The organism is Mycolicibacterium fluoranthenivorans (genome assembly GCF_011758805.1).
GTDB lineage: Bacteria > Actinomycetota > Actinomycetes > Mycobacteriales > Mycobacteriaceae > Mycobacterium > Mycobacterium fluoranthenivorans.
The window spans coordinates 153744-171068 of sequence record NZ_JAANOW010000004.1; the positions used below are offsets into that span (position 1 = coordinate 153744).

At 68.8% G+C, this 17325-nt stretch carries 20 protein-coding genes; 13 read left to right on the plus strand and 7 right to left on the minus strand.

Annotation, left to right across the window (positions count from 1 at the left end; all coding sequences use genetic code 11):
- Positions 1 to 14: 14 nt before the first annotated feature.
- The gene (locus FHU31_RS27235) at positions 15 to 527 is read right to left on the minus strand and encodes a YflT domain-containing protein (protein ID WP_167163929.1); all 513 of its coding nucleotides are present in this window, start codon (positions 525 to 527) and stop codon (positions 15 to 17) included.
- Between the two features lie 142 nt (positions 528 to 669).
- On the opposite strand from FHU31_RS27235, the gene FHU31_RS27240 reads away from it, so the two are divergent.
- Both FHU31_RS27240 and FHU31_RS27245 read left to right on the plus strand, forming a co-directional pair.
- Entirely contained in the window at positions 670 to 1305 is a 636-nt protein-coding gene (locus FHU31_RS27240; protein WP_167163931.1) for a DUF4190 domain-containing protein, read from the plus strand.
- A 9-nt stretch (positions 1306 to 1314) separates the two neighbouring features.
- Complete coding sequence (locus FHU31_RS27245) at positions 1315 to 1749, plus strand: DUF4190 domain-containing protein (RefSeq protein WP_167163933.1); 435 nt, start codon at positions 1315 to 1317, stop codon at positions 1747 to 1749.
- Here the strand turns inward: FHU31_RS27245 and FHU31_RS27250 are convergent.
- A complete protein-coding gene (locus FHU31_RS27250) occupies positions 1746 to 2711 on the minus strand; it encodes an HpcH/HpaI aldolase/citrate lyase family protein (RefSeq protein WP_167163934.1) in 966 nt (321 codons plus the stop codon). The genes FHU31_RS27245 and FHU31_RS27250 overlap by 4 nt on opposite strands.
- A gap of 25 nt (positions 2712 to 2736) precedes the next feature.
- On the opposite strand from FHU31_RS27250, the gene FHU31_RS27255 reads away from it, so the two are divergent.
- The 4 genes from FHU31_RS27255 to FHU31_RS27270 all read left to right on the plus strand — a co-directional run bounded on the left by FHU31_RS27255 (position 2737) and on the right by FHU31_RS27270 (position 7121).
- Positions 2737 to 4023 (plus strand): magnesium transporter MgtE N-terminal domain-containing protein, encoded by a 1287-nt coding sequence (locus tag FHU31_RS27255; protein WP_090363589.1) that lies wholly within the window; start codon positions 2737 to 2739, stop codon positions 4021 to 4023.
- Positions 4020 to 4589, plus strand: a complete 570-nt coding sequence (locus FHU31_RS27260; RefSeq protein WP_167163935.1) for a DUF1003 domain-containing protein — start codon at positions 4020 to 4022, stop codon at positions 4587 to 4589. Before FHU31_RS27255 ends, FHU31_RS27260 begins: the two co-directional genes overlap by 4 nt.
- Before the next feature lie 84 nt (positions 4590 to 4673).
- The gene (locus FHU31_RS27265) at positions 4674 to 5924 is read left to right on the plus strand and encodes a lytic transglycosylase domain-containing protein (protein WP_263988060.1); all 1251 of its coding nucleotides are present in this window, start codon (positions 4674 to 4676) and stop codon (positions 5922 to 5924) included.
- Positions 5925 to 5978: 54 nt separating this feature from the next.
- Positions 5979 to 7121: an Mrp/NBP35 family ATP-binding protein gene (locus tag FHU31_RS27270; RefSeq protein WP_090363583.1), complete on the plus strand. Its 1143-nt coding sequence runs from the start codon at positions 5979 to 5981 to the stop codon at positions 7119 to 7121.
- Positions 7122 to 7131: 10 nt separating this feature from the next.
- Here the strand turns inward: FHU31_RS27270 and tatB are convergent, their stop codons facing one another.
- The 4 genes from tatB to sigE all read right to left on the minus strand — a co-directional run bounded on the left by tatB (position 7132) and on the right by sigE (position 10339).
- A complete protein-coding gene (tatB, locus tag FHU31_RS27275) occupies positions 7132 to 7530 on the minus strand; it encodes a Sec-independent protein translocase protein TatB (RefSeq protein ID WP_167163936.1) in 399 nt (132 codons plus the stop codon).
- 3 nt (positions 7531 to 7533) lie between these two features.
- The gene (gene htrA, locus FHU31_RS27280) at positions 7534 to 9027 is read right to left on the minus strand and encodes a serine protease HtrA (RefSeq protein WP_167163937.1); all 1494 of its coding nucleotides are present in this window, start codon (positions 9025 to 9027) and stop codon (positions 7534 to 7536) included.
- A gap of 63 nt (positions 9028 to 9090) precedes the next feature.
- The gene (gene rseA / locus FHU31_RS27285; protein ID WP_167163938.1) at positions 9091 to 9486 is read right to left on the minus strand and encodes an anti-sigma E factor RseA; all 396 of its coding nucleotides are present in this window, start codon (positions 9484 to 9486) and stop codon (positions 9091 to 9093) included.
- Between the two features lie 88 nt (positions 9487 to 9574).
- Entirely contained in the window at positions 9575 to 10339 is a 765-nt protein-coding gene (gene sigE / locus FHU31_RS27290; RefSeq protein ID WP_167163939.1) for an RNA polymerase sigma factor SigE, read from the minus strand.
- 177 nt (positions 10340 to 10516) lie between these two features.
- On the opposite strand from sigE, the gene FHU31_RS27295 reads away from it, so the two are divergent.
- The 7 genes from FHU31_RS27295 to FHU31_RS27325 all read left to right on the plus strand — a co-directional run bounded on the left by FHU31_RS27295 (position 10517) and on the right by FHU31_RS27325 (position 16092).
- Entirely contained in the window at positions 10517 to 11167 is a 651-nt protein-coding gene (locus FHU31_RS27295; RefSeq protein ID WP_090363576.1) for an O-methyltransferase, read from the plus strand.
- Positions 11168 to 11310: 143 nt separating this feature from the next.
- Positions 11311 to 11970 (plus strand): TetR/AcrR family transcriptional regulator, encoded by a 660-nt coding sequence (locus FHU31_RS27300; protein WP_167163941.1) that lies wholly within the window; start codon positions 11311 to 11313, stop codon positions 11968 to 11970.
- Positions 11967 to 12863, plus strand: a complete 897-nt coding sequence (locus tag FHU31_RS27305) for an ABC transporter ATP-binding protein (RefSeq protein WP_167163943.1) — start codon at positions 11967 to 11969, stop codon at positions 12861 to 12863. Before FHU31_RS27300 ends, FHU31_RS27305 begins: the two co-directional genes overlap by 4 nt.
- Positions 12864 to 12892: 29 nt before the next feature.
- A complete protein-coding gene (locus FHU31_RS27310) occupies positions 12893 to 14518 on the plus strand; it encodes an ABC transporter permease (protein ID WP_167163945.1) in 1626 nt (541 codons plus the stop codon).
- A gap of 10 nt (positions 14519 to 14528) precedes the next feature.
- On the plus strand, positions 14529 to 15203 hold the full coding sequence (locus FHU31_RS27315) for a methyltransferase family protein (protein WP_167163947.1): 675 nt from the start codon (positions 14529 to 14531) through the stop codon (positions 15201 to 15203).
- 40 nt (positions 15204 to 15243) lie between these two features.
- Positions 15244 to 15441: a hypothetical protein gene (locus FHU31_RS27320; RefSeq protein WP_167163949.1), complete on the plus strand. Its 198-nt coding sequence runs from the start codon at positions 15244 to 15246 to the stop codon at positions 15439 to 15441.
- 57 nt (positions 15442 to 15498) lie between these two features.
- Positions 15499 to 16092: a DUF4126 domain-containing protein gene (locus FHU31_RS27325; RefSeq protein WP_167163951.1), complete on the plus strand. Its 594-nt coding sequence runs from the start codon at positions 15499 to 15501 to the stop codon at positions 16090 to 16092.
- A gap of 15 nt (positions 16093 to 16107) precedes the next feature.
- Here the strand turns inward: FHU31_RS27325 and FHU31_RS27330 are convergent, their stop codons facing one another.
- Complete coding sequence (locus FHU31_RS27330) at positions 16108 to 17295, minus strand: diguanylate cyclase domain-containing protein (protein WP_167163953.1); 1188 nt, start codon at positions 17293 to 17295, stop codon at positions 16108 to 16110.
- Positions 17296 to 17325: the final 30 nt, after the last annotated feature.

Consider the following 17325-nt stretch of genomic DNA (forward strand, 5'->3'; position numbering starts at 1 on the left):
GGCGCGTTGCCCACTCAGATCGTCAAGCGCGCCAGCAGATCCCGGCCCTGCTCGGCACTGGCGGGCTCGCACAGCACGTCGTAGCGGCCGGCGACCAGTTGCATCGTGGAGCTGAAATCCCTTGTGCCGCGGGCCATCGCGTACGGAATCGCCGAGGTGATGAGGCCGAAGAACACACCGGCGATCAGCCCGGTCACGAGCGCCCCCCAGGGACTGGGGCTGAAGAAACCGAGGATCAGGCCGATGAACAAACCCAGCCACGCACCGGAGAGGACCCCGCCGCCGATCACCTTCGGCCAGGTCAGCCGGCCCGTCACCCGCTCGACCTGCATGAGGTCGACACCGACGATGGTGACCTGCTGTACCGGGAACTCTTGATCGGAGAGGTAATCCACGGCGCGCTGGGCTTCGGCGTACGTCGGATAGGACCCGATGGGCCAACCCTTGGGCGGAGTGGGCAAAGGCGCGGGGCCACGGCCGGCGGGAGTGCCACCGGGCGTCCGGCCGGGCTGCAGTGGACCGCTCATCGTGAGTTCTCCTTCATGCGCGTTTGCAGGGTGCCGCCTACCAACCTATCGGTACGTGCGAGCGGACACCGAGACTCGGCCGCCGCCCGACGGCGCGATGCACCGGCACCGCGGGGACCAGCACATACGCTACGTTGTGGGCATGACAGTACCGGGCCAGGACGAGGGTGCGACAGCATCGTCGGGAGCTTCTGAGACAACGCCGGATCCGGGTTCCGCGGCCGAACCTCAGTCGGGCGCCTATGAGGCGCCGCCGCTCGCGTGGGCCCCCGAGCCCGTCCCGCCGCCGACGGCTCCGGACTACCCGGGCTACGGCCCACCTGCGGGCTACGGCGCGCCGCCCAGCTATCAGCAGCCGCTCTACCCGCAGCAGGGTTATGACGCGCCGCCGACCTATCAGCCCGGCGGGTATCCGCCCCCACCGCCCGGTTTCGGCGCACCCGGCTACCCCGGGGCGCAGTACGGGACCCCACCGCCTTACGGCGCCCCGCCGCCACCGCCCTATGGCGCCGCGCCGGGCTACCCGCCCGCGGGTTACGGCGCACCGTACGGTGCGCCGGCCACCGAGACGAACCCGCTCGCGATCGGCTCGCTGGTCGCCTCGGCGATCGGTGTGCTGTGCGGGATCGGCTCGATCATCGGGATCGTGCTCGGCATCGTGGCACTCAACCAGATCAAACAGACCCGCCAGGGCGGGCAGGGGCTGGCCATCGCGGGTATCGCGGTGGGTGCGGTGTCACTGGTGCTCAGCATGATCTTCGCCGTCACCCTGTTCTGAGCACCGGGCATGACCACCCCTCCGCCCGATCCCTACCGGCCGCCGGATCCGTTCACCCCGGTGGACTACCCGACCGACCCGGGTCTGCCGCCGCCCGTGTACCCGGGGCCCTACCCACCGCCGGGTTACCCGCAGGCCGGGCCGTACCCGTATCCCGGTCCCTACCCCGGGTACGACCCGTACCGGCAGAAGCCGACGGGCACCAACGGTAAGGCGATCGCGGCGCTGATCATCTCGCTGGGCGGGTTGGTGTTCTGCGGACTGCCCTCGGTGGCCGGGCTCATCCTCGGTGTGGTCGCCATGCGCGAGACGCGCCGCACCGGCCAGGACGGCTGGGGCTTGGCGCTGGCCGGTGCCATCATCGGCGGCCTGGCCACCGCCGGGCTGGTGTTCTACATGCTGCTGTGGATCGGGTTCATCGCCAGCGGCTTCTCGCTGGTCTAATTCGGCGGCTGGAACGGGGCTCCTGCCCGCGCCATCCCCGCCGCCCGGCCCTTGCCCGCGATCACCAGCGCCATCTTGCGACTGGCCTCGTCGATCATCTCGTCACCGAGCATCACCGCGCCCCGTGCGCCGCCCGCCTGCGAGGTGTGCCAGTCGTAGGCTTCCAGGATCAGCTCCGCGTGGTCGTAATCGTCCTGCCGGGGGCTGAACACCTCATTGCCCGCCGCGATCTGATCCGGGTGCAACACCCACTTGCCGTCGTAGCCGAGGGCAGCGACGCGCCCGGCGATCCGGCGGAACGCCTCGGTGTCGCGCACCTTCAGATACGGCCCGTCGATGGCGTTGATGCCGTGGGTACGGGCCGCGACCAGGATCGTCATCAGCACGTGGTGGTGGGCGTCGCCCACGTCATAGCCCTCGGGCTGCTCCCCCACCACGAGGGTGCGCATGTTGAGGCTGGCCATCATGTCCGCCGGACCGAGTACGAGGGCCTGTACCCGCGGCGCGGCGGCGATCTCGTTCACATGGGTCAACCCGGCCGCGTTCTCGATCTGGGCCTCGATGCCGATGCGGCCCACGGGAAGTCCGTGGGTCAGTTCCAGTTGGGTCAGCAACAGATCCAGTGCGCGCACGTGCGAGGCGTCGGTCACCTTGGGCAGCACCACGATGTCGAGAACCGAACCCGCTCGTGCCACTTCGGTGACCACCTCGATGACGTCGGCGTGGGTCCAGGGCGTGGTCCAGTCGTTGACCCGCACACCCCGCAACTGCCCGGACCAGCCCGGCTCGGCCAGCGCGGCCGCGACCCGGGTTCGGGCGGCGGCCTTGGCGTCGGCGGCCACCGCATCCTCGAGGTCGAGGAATACCAGGTCGGCGCCCAGAGACTTGGCCTTCTGAATCATCTTGTCGCTACTACCCGGAACCGAGAGGCACGTTCGGCGGGGGCGATAGAGGTTGTCCACACCGTCAGTCTCTACGCTTGCCCTCATGGCGGCGGTCAACCGGGTCTATACGGCCCGACTTGCGGGGATGGTGGTGCTCGGCCCGGACGGCGAGTCCATTGGCCGCGTCCGCGATGTGGTGGTGAGCATCAGCGTCGTGCGCCAACAACCCCGAGTCCTCGGACTGGTCGTCGAATTGCTCACGCGCAGAAGAATTTTCGTCCCTATCCTGAGGGTGACGGCGATCGAGCCGAATGCGGTGACACTCAGTACCGGCAACGTCTCGCTCCGCCGGTTCGCGCAGCGTCCCGGCGAGGTTCTGGTCCTGGGCCAGGTGCTCGACACCCGGGTCCGGGTCAACGATCCGGAGCTCGAAATGCTCAGCGGCACCGACGTCGTCGTGGTCGACCTCGGTATCGAGCAGGTGCGCTCCCGGGACTGGATGGTGACCAAGGTCGCAGTACGCCAGCACCGCAGACTCGGCCGCCGCACCGCCATGCACATCGTCGATTGGCAGAACGTCACCGGCCTCACCCCGGCGGCACTGAACCTGCCCGGCCAGGGCGTGGCGCAGCTGCTGGCGCAGTTCGAGGGCCAGCGGCCCATCGAGGTGGCCGACGCCATCCGCGACCTGCCCCCCAAACGCCGCTACGAGGTGGTCGCCGCCCTGGGCGACGAGCGACTGGCCGACATCCTGCAGGAGCTGCCCGAGAGCGAGCAGGCCGAGCTGCTGGACCAGATGGACACCGAGCGCGCCGCCGACGTGCTCGAAGAGATGGACCCCGACGACGCCGCCGACCTGCTCGGCGAGCTGGACGCCACCCGCGCCGAGATCCTGCTGGCCCGGATGGACCCGGAGGATTCCGAGCCCGTGCGCCGGCTGCTCAAGCACTCCCCCGACACCGCCGGCGGTCTGATGACCTCCGATCCGGTCGTGCTGGCCCCGGACACCACCGTGGCCGAGGCGCTGGCCCGGATCCGCGATCCCGACCTGACCCCCGCACTGGCCTCCCTGGCTTTCGTCGTGCGCCCACCGACCGCCACCCCGACCGGCCGCTACCTGGGCTGTGTGCACCTGCAGCGGCTGCTGCGCGAGCCGCCGGCCACGCTGGTCAGCGGCATCGTCGACAAAGATCTGCCCAGCTTGACCCCGGAGACGTCGCTGAACGCCGTGACGCGGTACTTCGCCGCCTACAACCTGGTGTGCGGGCCCGTGGTGGACGAGGAGAGCCACCTGCTGGGCGCGGTGTCGGTCGACGACGTGCTCGACCACCTGCTGCCGCACGACTGGCGCGTGCGCTCCGAAGAGCCGGAGCTGGGGGCCGCGACATGAGCGACCCGTCGACCCGTCAGCGCATCGACACCCCGCGGATATCGCGGTGGCGACTGACGCCACAGTTCGACGTCGAGGCGGCGGGGCGGTTCGGCGAATCGTTCGCCCGGTTCCTGGGCACCGGCCGCTACCTGGCCATCCAGACCGTCTTCGTCATCGTATGGATCGCGCTGAACCTCTTCGCCGTCAAGCTGCAGTGGGACCCGTACCCGTTCATCCTGCTCAACCTGGCGTTCTCCACCCAGGCCGCCTACGCCGCCCCGCTGATCCTGCTCGCCCAGAACCGACAGGAAAACCGGGACCGGGTGGCCCTGGAAGAGGACCGCCGCCGCGCCGAGCAGACCAAGGCCGACACCGAGTTCCTGGCCCGTGAGCTGGCCGCACTGCGTCTGGCGGTCGGCGAGGTGGCCACCCGCGACTATCTGCGCCACGAGCTGGAAGACCTGCGCGACATGCTCATCGAACTGGTGCCGCCCAAGGGCAAGAAGAAGAGCAAACAGGCCCCACCCCCGGTCGACGCCGAGACCACCGAGCCCGCCGAGATCGTTGCCGACAGCAATAGCTGACCATTGCCGCACCACACGCCACACCCAGTGGGTATGGTGACTTGGTTCACAACCAGTCGGGTACCGCACAACGAGGACGGTTGAGTGTTCAAAGGGGGAGGCGCCGCCCTTGAGGCAGCGCGGCGCCGAGCAGGCAGAGCCGTCGGCAAGCCCGTATTCGGTATCGCGGTGCTCACGCCTGTCGTCCTGGCCATGAGCGTGGGAGCCTCGGCCCCCTCGGTGAAACCGGTACGCGACACCACGGTCACCACGCTGGCAGCCGTCGGCCCCGTCGCACCCGACGATTCCGGGGCGTCCATCGTGGCGGCCTACAAGACACCCCGGCCGTTCCGCATCGGCGGCGCGGCGCTGTCCGCTCCCCCACCCGCCGTCGTCATCAGTTCGCCCGGCAGCCTCCGCATCCCGGCGATCGTGCTGAACGCCTACCGCAACGCCGAACGCATGATGGCCGCCGCGGAACCGGGCTGCGGGATGAGCTGGAACATCCTGGCCGGTATCGGACGTATCGAGTCGATGCACGCCAACGGCGGCTCCACCGATATCAACGGCACCGCGGTGCGGCCGATCTACGGCCCCGCACTGGACGGCACGCTGCCCGGCAACGAGATCATCGTGCAGAGCCGCAGCAACGACCGGGTCACCTTCGCGCGCGCCATGGGACCGATGCAGTTCCTGCCCGGCACGTGGGCGCGCTACGCCGTCGACGGCAACGGCGACGGAAAAGCCGACGTGCAGAACGTGTTCGACGCGACCCTGGCCGCGGCACGCTACCTGTGTGGTGGCGGGTTGAACATGCGCGATCCGAACCAGGCCATGACGGCGATCCTGCGCTACAACAATTCCGTCGCCTACGCCCAGAACGTGCTCGGGTGGGCGCGCGCCTACGCCACCGGTGTGGTGCCGGTGAACCTGCCCCCCATCACCGGACCGGTGCCGCCGCTGGGCGATGCCCACCTGGACAGCAATCCGGAGGGCATCGGGCCCGGCCTGCCCCTGAACGCCATCAGCTTGCCCGCGGGCGATCCGTTGGCCCTGACGCCGATCTTCGATGTGGGTCGCACCGACGTCGCCAGCCAGTTGCCGACCGCGCCCGGACCTGGACAGGCGGTGGCACCGCAACAGAACTGCGCGGTGTTCTGCATCGGCCAGAACCTGCCGGAACCCGAACCCGCAGCGCCGCCGGCCGGGCTCGATCCGGCCGCTCCGCCACCGGTGTTCAACCCGTTCGCGCCGCCGCCTGCGCCTCCCGCGCCGGTGTTCAACCCCTTCGCGCCGCCGCCCGCACCCCCGGCCGCACCCGTTCCGCTGGGTCCGGCTCCCGGGCCTGCCAACTGACCCGGCAGCGACCCGGTCCAGAGGCCGCCGGTATGCGGCCTAGACTCGCAGGTGATGTCTGCGACGAACAACGATCTGTCAGCCGCGGTTCGCGCCGCGCTGGGCAAGGTCGTCGACCCCGAACTGCGCCGTCCGATCACCGAGGTCGGCATGGTCAAGAACGTCACCATCGATGATGCTGCCGGTGTGCACGTCGAGGTGTACCTGACCACGTCTGCCTGCCCGAAGAAGACCGAGATCATCGACCGCGTCACCGCGGCGGTGACCGATGTGCCGGGCACGGGTGCGGTCAAGGTCACCCTCGATGTGATGGACGACGAGCAGCGCGCAGAACTGCGCAAGCTGCTGCGCGGCGACTCCCGCGAACCGGTCATCCCGTTCGCCCAGCCCAACTCGCTGACCCGGGTGTACGCCGTCGCGTCCGGCAAGGGTGGCGTCGGCAAGTCCAGCGTGACGGTCAACCTGGCCGCCGCACTGGCCGCGCGCGGGCTCTCGGTGGGCCTGCTGGACGCCGATATCTACGGCCATTCGGTGCCCCGCATGATGGGCGTCGTGGACCGGCCCACACAGGTCGATTCGATGATCCTGCCGCCGATCGCCCACGAGGTGAAGGTCATCTCGATCGCCATGTTCACCCAGGGCAACACCCCGGTGGTGTGGCGCGGACCGATGCTGCACCGCGCGCTGCAGCAGTTCCTGGCCGACGTGTACTGGGGCGACCTGGACGTGCTGCTGCTGGATCTGCCGCCCGGCACCGGCGATATCGCGATCTCGGTGTCTCAGCTGATCCCCGGCGCCGAGATCCTGGTGGTCACCACGCCCCAGTCGGCGGCCGCCGAGGTCGCCGAACGGGCCGGTGCGATCGCCCTGCAGACGCGGCAGCGGATCGTGGGCGTCGTGGAGAACATGGCCGGGCTGACCCTGCCCGACGGAACGGTCATGCAGATCTTCGGTGAGGGCGGTGGCCGACAGGTGGCCGACTCACTGACGCGTTCGGTGGGGGCCGATGTGCCGCTGCTGGGCCAGATACCGCTCGACCCGGCGCTGGTGGCCGCGGGCGACAGTGGCGTGCCGCTGGTGCTCACGGCCCCGGATTCGGCGGCCGGTAAGGAATTGCGCAAGGTCGCCGACGCCCTGGGGGCACGCAAGCGCGGGCTCGCCGGCATGTCGTTGGGGCTGGACCCCGCCGGGCGGTAAACGCCGGGCGCTAAGTGGCGTCGCTGTCGAACCTGGTGACGCCCGGTTCGGCCGGGGGCTGCTCGGGACTTTCCACGGGCGTGGGCCCGTCGGGTGACACCGGCTTGGTGGGCTTGTCGAAATTGCCCGTCAGGAACGAGTCATCGCCGTCGAGCAGGTGCTTGGTCAGCGCCGCACGCGGCGTCATCCCGCGCAGCTTCTGCAGTTCGGAGAGCGGTTCGCGCAGATCGTCGAACTCCGGCCCCAGGTCCTCGCGGAGTTGGCTGGTCGCCCCGCTGAGGTATTCACGGGCCTGTTTGAGCGTGCCCGCGGTCCATCGGATGGCACCGGGCAGCCGTTCGGGACCCAGGATCACCAGTCCGGCGATCACCAGGATCAGCATCTCGCCCCAGCCGACGTTCGCGAACATCGGTTACGTCGGGTTGTCGGCGGTGGGCGTGACCATCAACGTCACATGCCTGCCGTCGCGGACCACCTCGATGGGCGCTTCCTGCCCGATCTTGAGCTGGCGCGTCGCGACGACGAACTCGTCGGCGTCGGCGACCGTGCGGCCGCCGACCTTCACCACGACGTCGTTCTCCAGGATGCCGGCCTTCTCGGCCGGCCCGCCCGCCTTGACGTTCGCCACCTGGGCACCCGAGGCGACGTCATTGCTCACCGACCGGGCGCTCAGGCCCAGCGTCGGATGCGAGATCTTGCCGGCCTGGATCAGCGCCTGCACGACGTCCTTGACCTCGTTGACCGGGATGGCGAAGCCGAGGCCGCTGGCGCTGTCGGACAGCGATTTGCCGGCCGTGTTGATACCGATGACCTGGGAGTCCATGTTGATCAGTGGGCCACCGGAGTTGCCGTGGTTGATCGAGGCGTCGGTCTGCACACCGTCGATGACGGTGTCGGTGTCCGACCCTTCGCCGGACAGCGGGACGGGCCGGTGCAGGGCGCTGATGATGCCCTGGGTGACCGTGCTGCGCAGGCCGAGCGGGGCACCGGCGGCGATCACTTCCTCACCGACCTGAAGCTTGTCCGAGTCGCCCATGTTCGCGACGGTCAGATTGTCGACGTTGTCGACCTTGAGCACGGCGAGATCGGTCTTGGGATCGCGCCCGACGAGGTTGGCGGGCACCTCCTTGCCGTCGTTGAAGACGACGGAGATCTTGAACTTGCTCGGGTTGGTCGCCGCCTCGGAGATGACGTGATTGTTGGTGACGATGTAACCGCGGCCGTCAACCACGACGCCGGAGCCCTGGGAGCCCTCCTGGTCGCTGACCGCCTCGATGGTCACCACGGAATCGGCCACGGCAGCAGCGACTTTCGCGAACCGTCCGGCCGGCATCTGCGGGTTGTCGTTGGTTTGCAGGGTGACCTTGGACGTGGTGAACGCCTCGACGACCTCGGCGGTCTTGCGACCCACCCAGCCGCCGGCGATACCGATGACCAGCGCCACGATGGCGAGGGTGGCCAGCGCCACAAAGGACACCCGACCGCCGAACAGCACATCGCGCACGCCGAGCTTGCCCTGCGGGGCCGTCACCGTCACGGGGGCGGTCTGGGTCACCGCGGGCGCACCGAGTGCCGCACCGGCAGCGGGGTCCCGCCACGGGTCCGGCGCCGCGGCGCCGTCCTCGCCCGCACGTTCTGCTTCCAGCGCGCCCGCATCGGCCGGATGCCGCTGCAGTGAGTCGACGCCGGGATAGGGCCGTCCGAACGCTTCGGCCAGCACCTTGTCGGGCGCCTGGTCCTTCGGCGTGTACTCGCCCTGGTCTCGATACTGGTCCGTGGCGAGGAAGGAGCCGTCGAAACCGGCGGGCCGGCCGAAAGCGCGCTGCGCCGCCGGATCGACCGGGGGGCGCGAGACCGGGCGCGGTGCCAGCCGGGGCCGGTCGCCGGAGGGGTCCTGATTGGTCACGCGGGCATCACTTTCCGCTCCAGCGCACCGAGGGCGCGCGTCACTGTTTGTCTGTGCATGAATCTACCGGCGCTTGCGGCGGGTCCGAGCCGACTCTTCCGCCAACTCCCGAGCCGTCTGCTCGGCGGACACTTCCCTCGGATTCTCCTCCGGGATCTGGGACAACAAGCCCAGGAGCGCACTCGGGATGGCAATCGGGCACGAGTCCCGCAGCGCACTTCGGGCCTGACGCTGGGCGTCGACTTCGCCGGCACACTGCGGGCACAGCGAGAGGTGATGGCCGGCACGCAGGTGAGCCGTCATCCGCAGCTCACCGTCGACGAACGCGGCGATGGCCTCGGTCGACAGGTGTTCGGTGGACCGGAAGCGGCGCGGACCGACGGGCTCACTGCTCTGCGACGCGAACTGGGTGGGCAACCAGGAGAAGGCGCGGCGGAACACATCCCCGGGGTCGACCATCACCCAGCTCCTCTCTGGCCACCGCGCTTCACACGCACACTGTTCTTTTGAATGTAGCGCGGGAAGCTGAGCCCCACACCTACGACGCTCAGGCGGAGGTCGGCAGCGTGTCGGAGTGCTTGGCCAGATGCTCGCGCAGCGCCTGCCGTCCGCGGTGGATGCGGCTGCGCACCGTGCCGAGCTTGACGCCCAGGGTGGCGCCGATCTCCTCGTAGGACAGACCTTCGATATCGCACAGGACGACCGCCGCGCGGAATTCCGGCGGCAGCGAGTCCAGGGCCGCCTGCAGATCCGGGCCCAGCCGCGAATCATGGAAGATCTGCTCGGGGTTGGGATCCTCGGCCGGCACGCGGTCGTAGTCCTCGGGCAGCGCCTCCATGCGGATGCGAGTGCGGCGGCGCACCATGTCCAGGAACAGGTTCGTGGTGATGCGGTGCAGCCAGCCCTCGAACGTGCCCGGCTGGTAGTTCTGCACCGAACGGAACACCCGGATGAAGGTCTCCTGGGTCAGATCCTCGGCGTCCTGCTGGTTACCCGACAGGCGGTAGGCCAGCCGGTAGACGCGGTCGGCGTGCTGACGAACGAGCTCGTCCCACGATGGCATGGCTGCTTTGTCACCGGTGGCGTCGAACACCGCCGTTCCGGTCAGCTCCTCGGACGGCTCCACCCAATCGGCATCCGCGTACTGCTCCAAATGGGGCATCGAGACCGGGGTGGCCAGGCGCGTGGTGGTGTTCGTCGGATCCTCCGTATCGGTGAGGCAACCAGCCGTTTCGGCCGATTGCTCGGTGCCTTTGGCAACGCGACTCTGGATATCGCTATTCCCCGAGTGCCAGCTCCCGCCGATGTTCATGCAAGTACCGTCGCTGACCGGTGTGAGGTAGGCATAGGAGAAAACTGATTAATTCCTGAGAAAGCGGGATACCCGATACCCCACCAGGCAAAACCTGCCGAAATTCGGGGTGATCCTGATTTCCGGGGCGGGCGTGTCGATGCGCGGGGCCGTGCGTCTTCGCTCTACGCTGCGGGCATGGCCACCACCGACGACGCCGCACAGCGTGCTCACGCGATCGTCTCGCACGCCGAGGGCTCGATCACGGAGGACAACGTCACCGCGGCGGCCCGGGAACGCGCCGTCGACAGCGGCGCCGGAGCCGTCACCCCGGCGGTCGGAGCCCTGCTCAGCGTGCTGGCCCGGCTGACCGGCGCGAAGGCGGTCGTCGAGGTCGGGACCGGGGCGGGCGTGAGCGGATTGTGGCTGCTGGCCGGTATGCGCGAGGACGGTGTGCTCACCACGATCGATATCGAGCCCGAGTACCAGCGCCTGGCCAAGCAGGCCTTCGTCGAGGCCGGGGTGGGGCCGTCGCGCACCCGGCTGATTGCCGGTCGCGCTCAGGAAGTGCTGACCCGGCTGGCCGACGAGTCCTACGACCTGGTGTTCATCGATGCCGCGCCGACGGATCAGCCGGTCTACGTGGCCGAGGCCGTGCGGCTGCTGCGCCCGGGCGGGGCGGTCGTCGTGCACCGCGCCGCACTCGGCGGCCGGGCCGGCGATGCCACCGCCAACGATGCCGAGGTGAGCGCCGTACGTGAGGCGGCCCGGCTGATCGCCGAGGACGAACGCTTCACCCCGGTGCTCGTGCCGTTGGGCGACGGGCTGCTCGCCGCCGCGCGCGACTGACCTTCTCCGCGCCCGCGAGATTGCGGTTGTTGCGTCCCCCTCTCGCACTTCTGCGCAGTAACGGCAATCTCGCGTGATCTTTACCAATTCCTGACGTACTCGCCTCTTGACCGAACACTAAACACGCGTTTAGCGTACTGAACATGCGTTCAGTCGACGATCTGACCGCGGCGGCCCGAATCCGCGACGCCGCGATCGACCAGTTCGGTCAGCACGGCTTCGGCACCAGCGTGCGGGCCATCGCCACCGCGGCGGGTGTCAGCCCCGGCCTGGTGATCCATCACTTCGGTTCCAAGGACAAGCTGCGCCAGGCGTGCGACGACTACGTCGCCGAGTCGATCCTGGAAGCCAAGACCGAATCCATCCAGAGCACCGACCCGGCGAGTTGGTTCGCCCAGATGGCCGAGATCGAGTCGTTCGCGCCCGCGATGGCCTACCTGGTGCGCGCCATGCAGAGCGGCGGCGAACTGTCGAACAAGTTGTGGCGCAGGATGCTCGACAACACCGAGCAGTACATGGAGGAGGGCGTTCGGGCCGGCACCGTCAAGCCGAGCCGTAACCCGAAGGCGCGCGCCCGATTCCTGGCCATGGCCGGCGGCGGCGCATTCCTGATGTATCTCCAACTGCACGAGAACCCGACCGACCTGCGGACGGTTCTGCACGACTACGCCCAGGAGATGGTGCTGCCGGCCCTCGAGGTCTACACCCAGGGCCTGCTCACCGACTCCACCATGTACGACGCGTTCGTCGCACAGGACGAACAGGGACTGCCCATCGCCACATCTCCGGAAGGAAACGAATGATGACGCAGAACGCCATCGAAATACAGGGTCTGGTCAAGAGTTTCGGCGCCGCCCGCGCCCTGGACGGACTCGATCTCACCGTCGCCACCGGTGAGGTGCACGGCTTCCTCGGCCCGAACGGGGCCGGTAAGTCCACCACCATCCGCGCCCTGCTCGGTCTGGTTCGCGCAGATGGCGGCACCGTGCGGCTACTCGGTGGCGACCCGTGGGCCGACGCCGTCGAACTACACCGCGATATCGCTTACGTGCCCGGTGATGTGACGCTCTGGCCGTCACTCACCGGCGGTGAGACCATCGATCTGCTGGCCCGGATGCGCGGCGATATCGACACCGGCCGACGCGCCGAACTGATCGAACGGTTCGCTCTGGACCCGACGAAGAAGGCCCGCACCTACTCAAAGGGCAACCGGCAGAAGGTCTCGCTGATTTCCGCGTTCGCCTCCCATGCCCGGCTGTTACTGCTCGACGAACCCAGCAGCGGTCTGGACCCCTTGATGGAGAACATCTTTCAGCAGTGTGTGCGCGAGGCCAACGACCGTGGGACGACCGTGCTGCTGTCCAGCCACATCCTGGCCGAAACCGAGGCCCTGTGCGACCGGCTCACCATCATCCGGGCCGGACGCACCGTCGAGACCGGCACGCTGGACTCGATGCGGCACCTGTCCCGCACCTCGATCATCGCCGAGATGATCGGCAATCCCGGCGATCTCAGCCGCATCCCGGGTGTCGAGGACATCAGCCTCGACGGCACCACGCTGCGCGCGCACGTCGACAGCGAGAGCATCGGGCAGGTGATCAAGGCGCTCGGCGACGCCGGAGTGCGCAGTCTGGTGAGTCAGCCGCCCACCCTGGAAGACCTCTTCCTGCAGCACTATGACGTGGTGCACTCATGAGCCAGCGAGAAGCCGAAGGCGGATCGCGCATGACCACGGCCACGCGGCACCGCGCGCCCGTCCGGTCCTCGAACTTCACCGGAACCTCAGGTCTGCTGCGCCTTTACCTGCGCCGGGACCGGCTGGTACTCCCGCTGTGGATGCTGTTGCTGTCCCTACCGGTCGCCACCGTCTATGTCGGCAGCACCGAGACTGTGTACCCCACCGCCGCCGATCGTGCCGCGTTCGCCGCCACCATCATGGCCAGCCCCGCCCAGCGCGCGCTCTACGGCAACATCTACAACGAGTCGGTCGGTGCGGTGGGTGTCTGGAAAGCCGGGATGTTCCACCTGCTGATCGCCGTGGCGGTGATCCTCACCGTCATCCGGCACACCCGCGGTGACGAGGAATCCGGCCGCACCGAACTGCTGGACTCCACCGTCGTCGGGCGCTACGCCGGGCTGACGGCGGCACTGCTGCTCACCGGTTCAGCCACCGTGCTCACCGGCGTCCTGGCCACGGCCGGCCTGCTCACCCTCGATATCCCGCCGGCCGGCTCGATCGCCTTCGGTATCACGCTCGCCGCTTCCGGCTTGGTGTTCACCGCCGTCGCGGCCGTCACCGCCCAGTTGTCATCGAGCGCCCGGTTCGCCCGTGGCGCAGCGTTTTCCGTCCTCGGCGCGGCCTTCACCCTGCGCGCGGTCGGAGAGGCGTCGGGCCCCGAGGGCGGTCTGCTCAGTTGGCTGTCACCGCTGGGTTGGTCGCTGCAGGTGCGGCCGTTCGCCGGTGACCGGTGGTGGGTGCTGCTCCTGCATCTGACGCTCACGGCCGTGCTCGTCGCCGTGGCCTATCGGCTGCTGGCGCGCCGCGACGTGGGCGCCGGGCTGTTCGCCGAGCGCCCGGGCCCGGCCACGGCCGGGGCCACCCTGACCGGGCCGATCGGATTGGCGCTTCGCCTGGACCGCGGCGCCCTGGTGCTGTGGACCGTCGGCCTGTGCCTGTACGGCTTGATCATCGGCAGCGTGGTACACGGGATCGCCGACGAGGTCGGCAACAGTGCGGTGGCGCGCGATGTCGTTGTACGACTCGGCGGAAGCTCCGCCATGGAGGAGGCGTTCGTCGCGGTGGCGTTCAGCATGCTCGCCATGATCGCGTCCGCGTTCGCGATATCGCTGACGCTGCGCCTGCATCAGGAGGAGTCCGACCAACACGCCGAGGCGGTCCTGTCCGGCTCGGTGAGCCGAACCCGTTGGCTGGCGAGTCATCTGCTGCCGGCCCTTCTCGGATCCGCCGGCGCCCTGCTGCTCGCGGGCGTGGTGGCAGGGGTGACGTATGGGGCGACGGCCGGTGATATCGGCGGCAAGCTCGGCACCGTGCTCACCGCCGCGGCAGTGCAGCTGCCCGCGGTGTGGCTGCTCGTGGCCGTCACCGTCGCATGGTTCGGACTCGCCCCACGATTCGCCCCGTTGGCCTGGGGTGTGCTGATCGGTTTCATCGCGCTGTTCCTGCTCGGTTCGCTGTCGGGATTCCCGCAGCTGCTGCTCGATCTGGAACCGTTCGCCCACATCCCGCGGCCCGGCGACGTCACCGCCACCCCGCTGCTGTGGCTCCTGGTGATCGACACGGCACTGATCGCCGTCGGGGGCGCCGCGTTCCGCCGTCGTGATCTGCGTTGAGGAGGGCGTCATGAAGGTGTTGTGGCAGGCCCTGGTTTCCGGATTCTTCGGCCTGGTGTTCTTCGGTGTGCTGTTGTTCCTGCCGGCGGGCACGTTGAACTATTGGCAGGCGTGGGTTTTCATCGCGGTATTCATGGCCACCACGTTGGTGCCGAATGTCTATCTCGCCGTGAGGAACCCGGCCACCCTGGCCCGGCGGATGCACGGTGGCCCGACTGCCGAGACGCGGCCGGTGCAGAAGGTCATCATCACGGCGACGTTCGCGTCCGTCGTGGTGATGACGGTGGTGAGCGCGCTGGATCACCGGTTCGGCTGGTCGCATGTGCCGACGGCGGTGGTCATCCTGGGCAACGTCCTGGTGGTGGTGGGACTGGTGCTGGCCCAGGCGGTCGTGCTGCAGAACAACTTCGCCGGGGCGAGTATCCGGGTCGAGCAGGAGCAGCCACTGGTCTCGACGGGCCTGTACGGGGCGGTGCGCCATCCCATGTACTCGGGAGCACTGATCATGATGTTCGGCACCCCGCTGGCCCTGGACTCCTACTGGGGTGTGCTCGTCACGGCCCTGGCGGTGCCGATCCTGGTGGTGCGGATTCTCGATGAGGAGTCCCTGCTGCGCACCGAACTGGCCGGCTACCCCGCATACATGGACGCCGTTCGCTATCGCCTGGTGCCCTATGTCTGGTGAGGAATGTCTGGCGAGCGCCCCGCCGACCTAGGATCAGGTCATGCCCAGCCCGCACGCAATGCCATGTCCAGGTGCCGGCAAGAGCTGGACGGTCGACCTGGCCGGAAACCCGGTCTGCCCGCGCTGCCGGTGCGCACTGAGCACCGTCGCGGGCAAGGGCCGCACCCCGCGCAATACCCCCAAGGTCCCGCCGCACGACCGGCCCCGCAGCAACGACCACAAACGGCGGCGCACCTGAGCATCTGCCGAGTCCACCTCGCACTGAATCGGCCTCGCCGGGCGCCATACTGACGGTGTGGAGCTGCTCACCGGATTCGGGCTGGCGACGGCCGCGGGGCTGAACGCCTACATCCCACTGCTGGCGCTCGGTCTCTTGTCGCGGTTCACGGACCTGGTGGGCCTGCCGGCCGGCTGGTCCTGGCTGGAGAACGGCTGGGTGCTGGCGATCGTCACGGTGCTGCTGGTGATCGAGGTCGTCGCCGACAAGGTGCCGGCGCTGGACTCGGTCAACGACACCATCCAGACGTTCGTGCGGCCCACGTCCGGCGGCATCGTCTTCGGCTCCGGCACTGCGGCGCAGACCGCTGCAGTGACCGACCCCGGCGCGCTCGCCGGTTCGGGTCAATGGGTGGCAGTGGTCATCGGTGTGGTCACCGCGCTGATCGTGTCGCTGACGAAATCCGCCGTGCGGCCGGTCGCCAACATCGGCTCGGCCGGGATGGCCGCCCCCGTGCTCAGTACCGCCGAGGATGTCGTCAGCGTCGGGCTGGTGTTCAGCGCCATCCTGGTGCCGGCGTTGGTTCTGGTGGCATTGGTCGCGGTGGCCGTGGCGATCATCCAGGTGTGGCGGTGGCGGCGCCGGCGCAAGAACGCCGCCGACATCCGCTGATTCGCGCTCCCGTGGTCAGCGGGATTCGGCGATGCGATAACCGTTGCTCCCGCACGCCTTTGCCTCGTACATGGCTCGGTCCGCGGCACGCAGGATGTCCTCACCCCCGGCGATCGAACCCACGGCAGCGGCGATCCCGATGCTCAGGCCCACACTGCCGGACCAGTCCGCGATCGTCATCGGGGCGGAAGCCACGTCGATGACCTCTTGCGCCAGCACGACAGCCGAATCGAGCAACGGCGGATCTGCGACGTGGATGATGACGAACTCGTCGCCACCCCGTCGCGCCACGGTGTCCGCGGGACCCACGCACGCCACCAGCCGGCCGCCGATCGCCGCCAGCACCCGGTCACCCACCTCGTGACCGAATGCGTCATTGATCTGTTTGAATCCGTCGAGATCGACGCAGAGCACGGCGAAGCCGTTACCGTCCCCCGCACGTTCGATGTGTGCGGTCAACCGCTCGTACAGCAGTGCACGATTCGGCAGTCCGGTCAGGCCGTCGTGGTAGGCGTGGTGAACCAGCTCGGTTTCGAGCTCCTTGCGACGTGAGGTGTCCCGTACCGACACCACATAGCCGTCGCGCAGACCGGTGGCCGGATCGTGGGTGACCCTGACGAACGCTTCCAGCCACACCCAGGAGCCATTCGTGTGACGCATCCGATGTTCGGTGACGAAGCTGTCGATGCGGCCGTCGCGCATGGCCAGCATCTGCCGTCCGAACCCCTCGACGTCGTCGGGATGGGTGATCTCGCTGGCGCGCTTGCCCACCAGCTCGTGCGCGTCGTAGCCGAGCAGCGTTCGGATCGAAGGTGACACGTACCTGCGGATCCCGTCGAGGCTGCCCCGGATGAGCGTGTCGGCCGAGTGATCCGCCACCAGTCGATACAACGCGGTGTCGCTCTCCTGCTGCAGGTGCAGCGATGCCAACAGACCGAAGTCTTCGAGTTGCGCACGGAGCCCGGCGGTGAGGGCACGCGGGTGGGGATCGGTGACCCACAGTGCCCCGACCAGCTCAGCACCGCGGTGTACCGGGACCGCCGCGACGAACCGGGCGTCCGGGAAGACACTCATCGCCGGATGGTCGAGGACGCGCGCGTCCTCGATGAGCAGCGGGGTACCCGAGGGCGGCCAGAGAGCGCGGGGAATCGCGGTGTCATCGCCACAGATCAACGCATCCCGGCACTCCAGGGCAGCCCGCACGCTACGGCATATCGCGTCGAAGAACGGCGA

Bases quoted from the DNA above. Each gene is read 5' to 3' on its own strand.
- FHU31_RS27310 (WP_167163945.1), top strand. From the start codon at position 12,893: ATGACCACGGCCACGCGGCACCGCGCGCCCGTCCGGTCCTCGAACTTC.
- FHU31_RS27305 (WP_167163943.1), top strand. From the start codon at position 11,967: ATGATGACGCAGAACGCCATCGAAATACAGGGTCTGGTCAAGAGTTTC.
- tatB (WP_167163936.1), bottom strand. From the start codon at position 7,530: ATGTTCGCGAACGTCGGCTGGGGCGAGATGCTGATCCTGGTGATCGCC.
- FHU31_RS27245 (WP_167163933.1), top strand. From the start codon at position 1,315: ATGACCACCCCTCCGCCCGATCCCTACCGGCCGCCGGATCCGTTCACC.
- FHU31_RS27315 (WP_167163947.1), top strand. From the start codon at position 14,529: ATGAAGGTGTTGTGGCAGGCCCTGGTTTCCGGATTCTTCGGCCTGGTG.
- sigE (WP_167163939.1), bottom strand. From the start codon at position 10,339: ATGAACATCGGCGGGAGCTGGCACTCGGGGAATAGCGATATCCAGAGT.
- FHU31_RS27240 (WP_167163931.1), top strand. From the start codon at position 670: ATGACAGTACCGGGCCAGGACGAGGGTGCGACAGCATCGTCGGGAGCT.
- FHU31_RS27260 (WP_167163935.1), top strand. From the start codon at position 4,020: ATGAGCGACCCGTCGACCCGTCAGCGCATCGACACCCCGCGGATATCG.
- FHU31_RS27320 (WP_167163949.1), top strand. From the start codon at position 15,244: ATGCCCAGCCCGCACGCAATGCCATGTCCAGGTGCCGGCAAGAGCTGG.
- FHU31_RS27270 (WP_090363583.1), top strand. From the start codon at position 5,979: ATGTCTGCGACGAACAACGATCTGTCAGCCGCGGTTCGCGCCGCGCTG.
- FHU31_RS27255 (WP_090363589.1), top strand. From the start codon at position 2,737: ATGGCGGCGGTCAACCGGGTCTATACGGCCCGACTTGCGGGGATGGTG.
- FHU31_RS27300 (WP_167163941.1), top strand. From the start codon at position 11,311: ATGCGTTCAGTCGACGATCTGACCGCGGCGGCCCGAATCCGCGACGCC.
- FHU31_RS27295 (WP_090363576.1), top strand. From the start codon at position 10,517: ATGGCCACCACCGACGACGCCGCACAGCGTGCTCACGCGATCGTCTCG.
- rseA (WP_167163938.1), bottom strand. From the start codon at position 9,486: ATGGTCGACCCCGGGGATGTGTTCCGCCGCGCCTTCTCCTGGTTGCCC.
- FHU31_RS27235 (WP_167163929.1), bottom strand. From the start codon at position 527: ATGAGCGGTCCACTGCAGCCCGGCCGGACGCCCGGTGGCACTCCCGCC.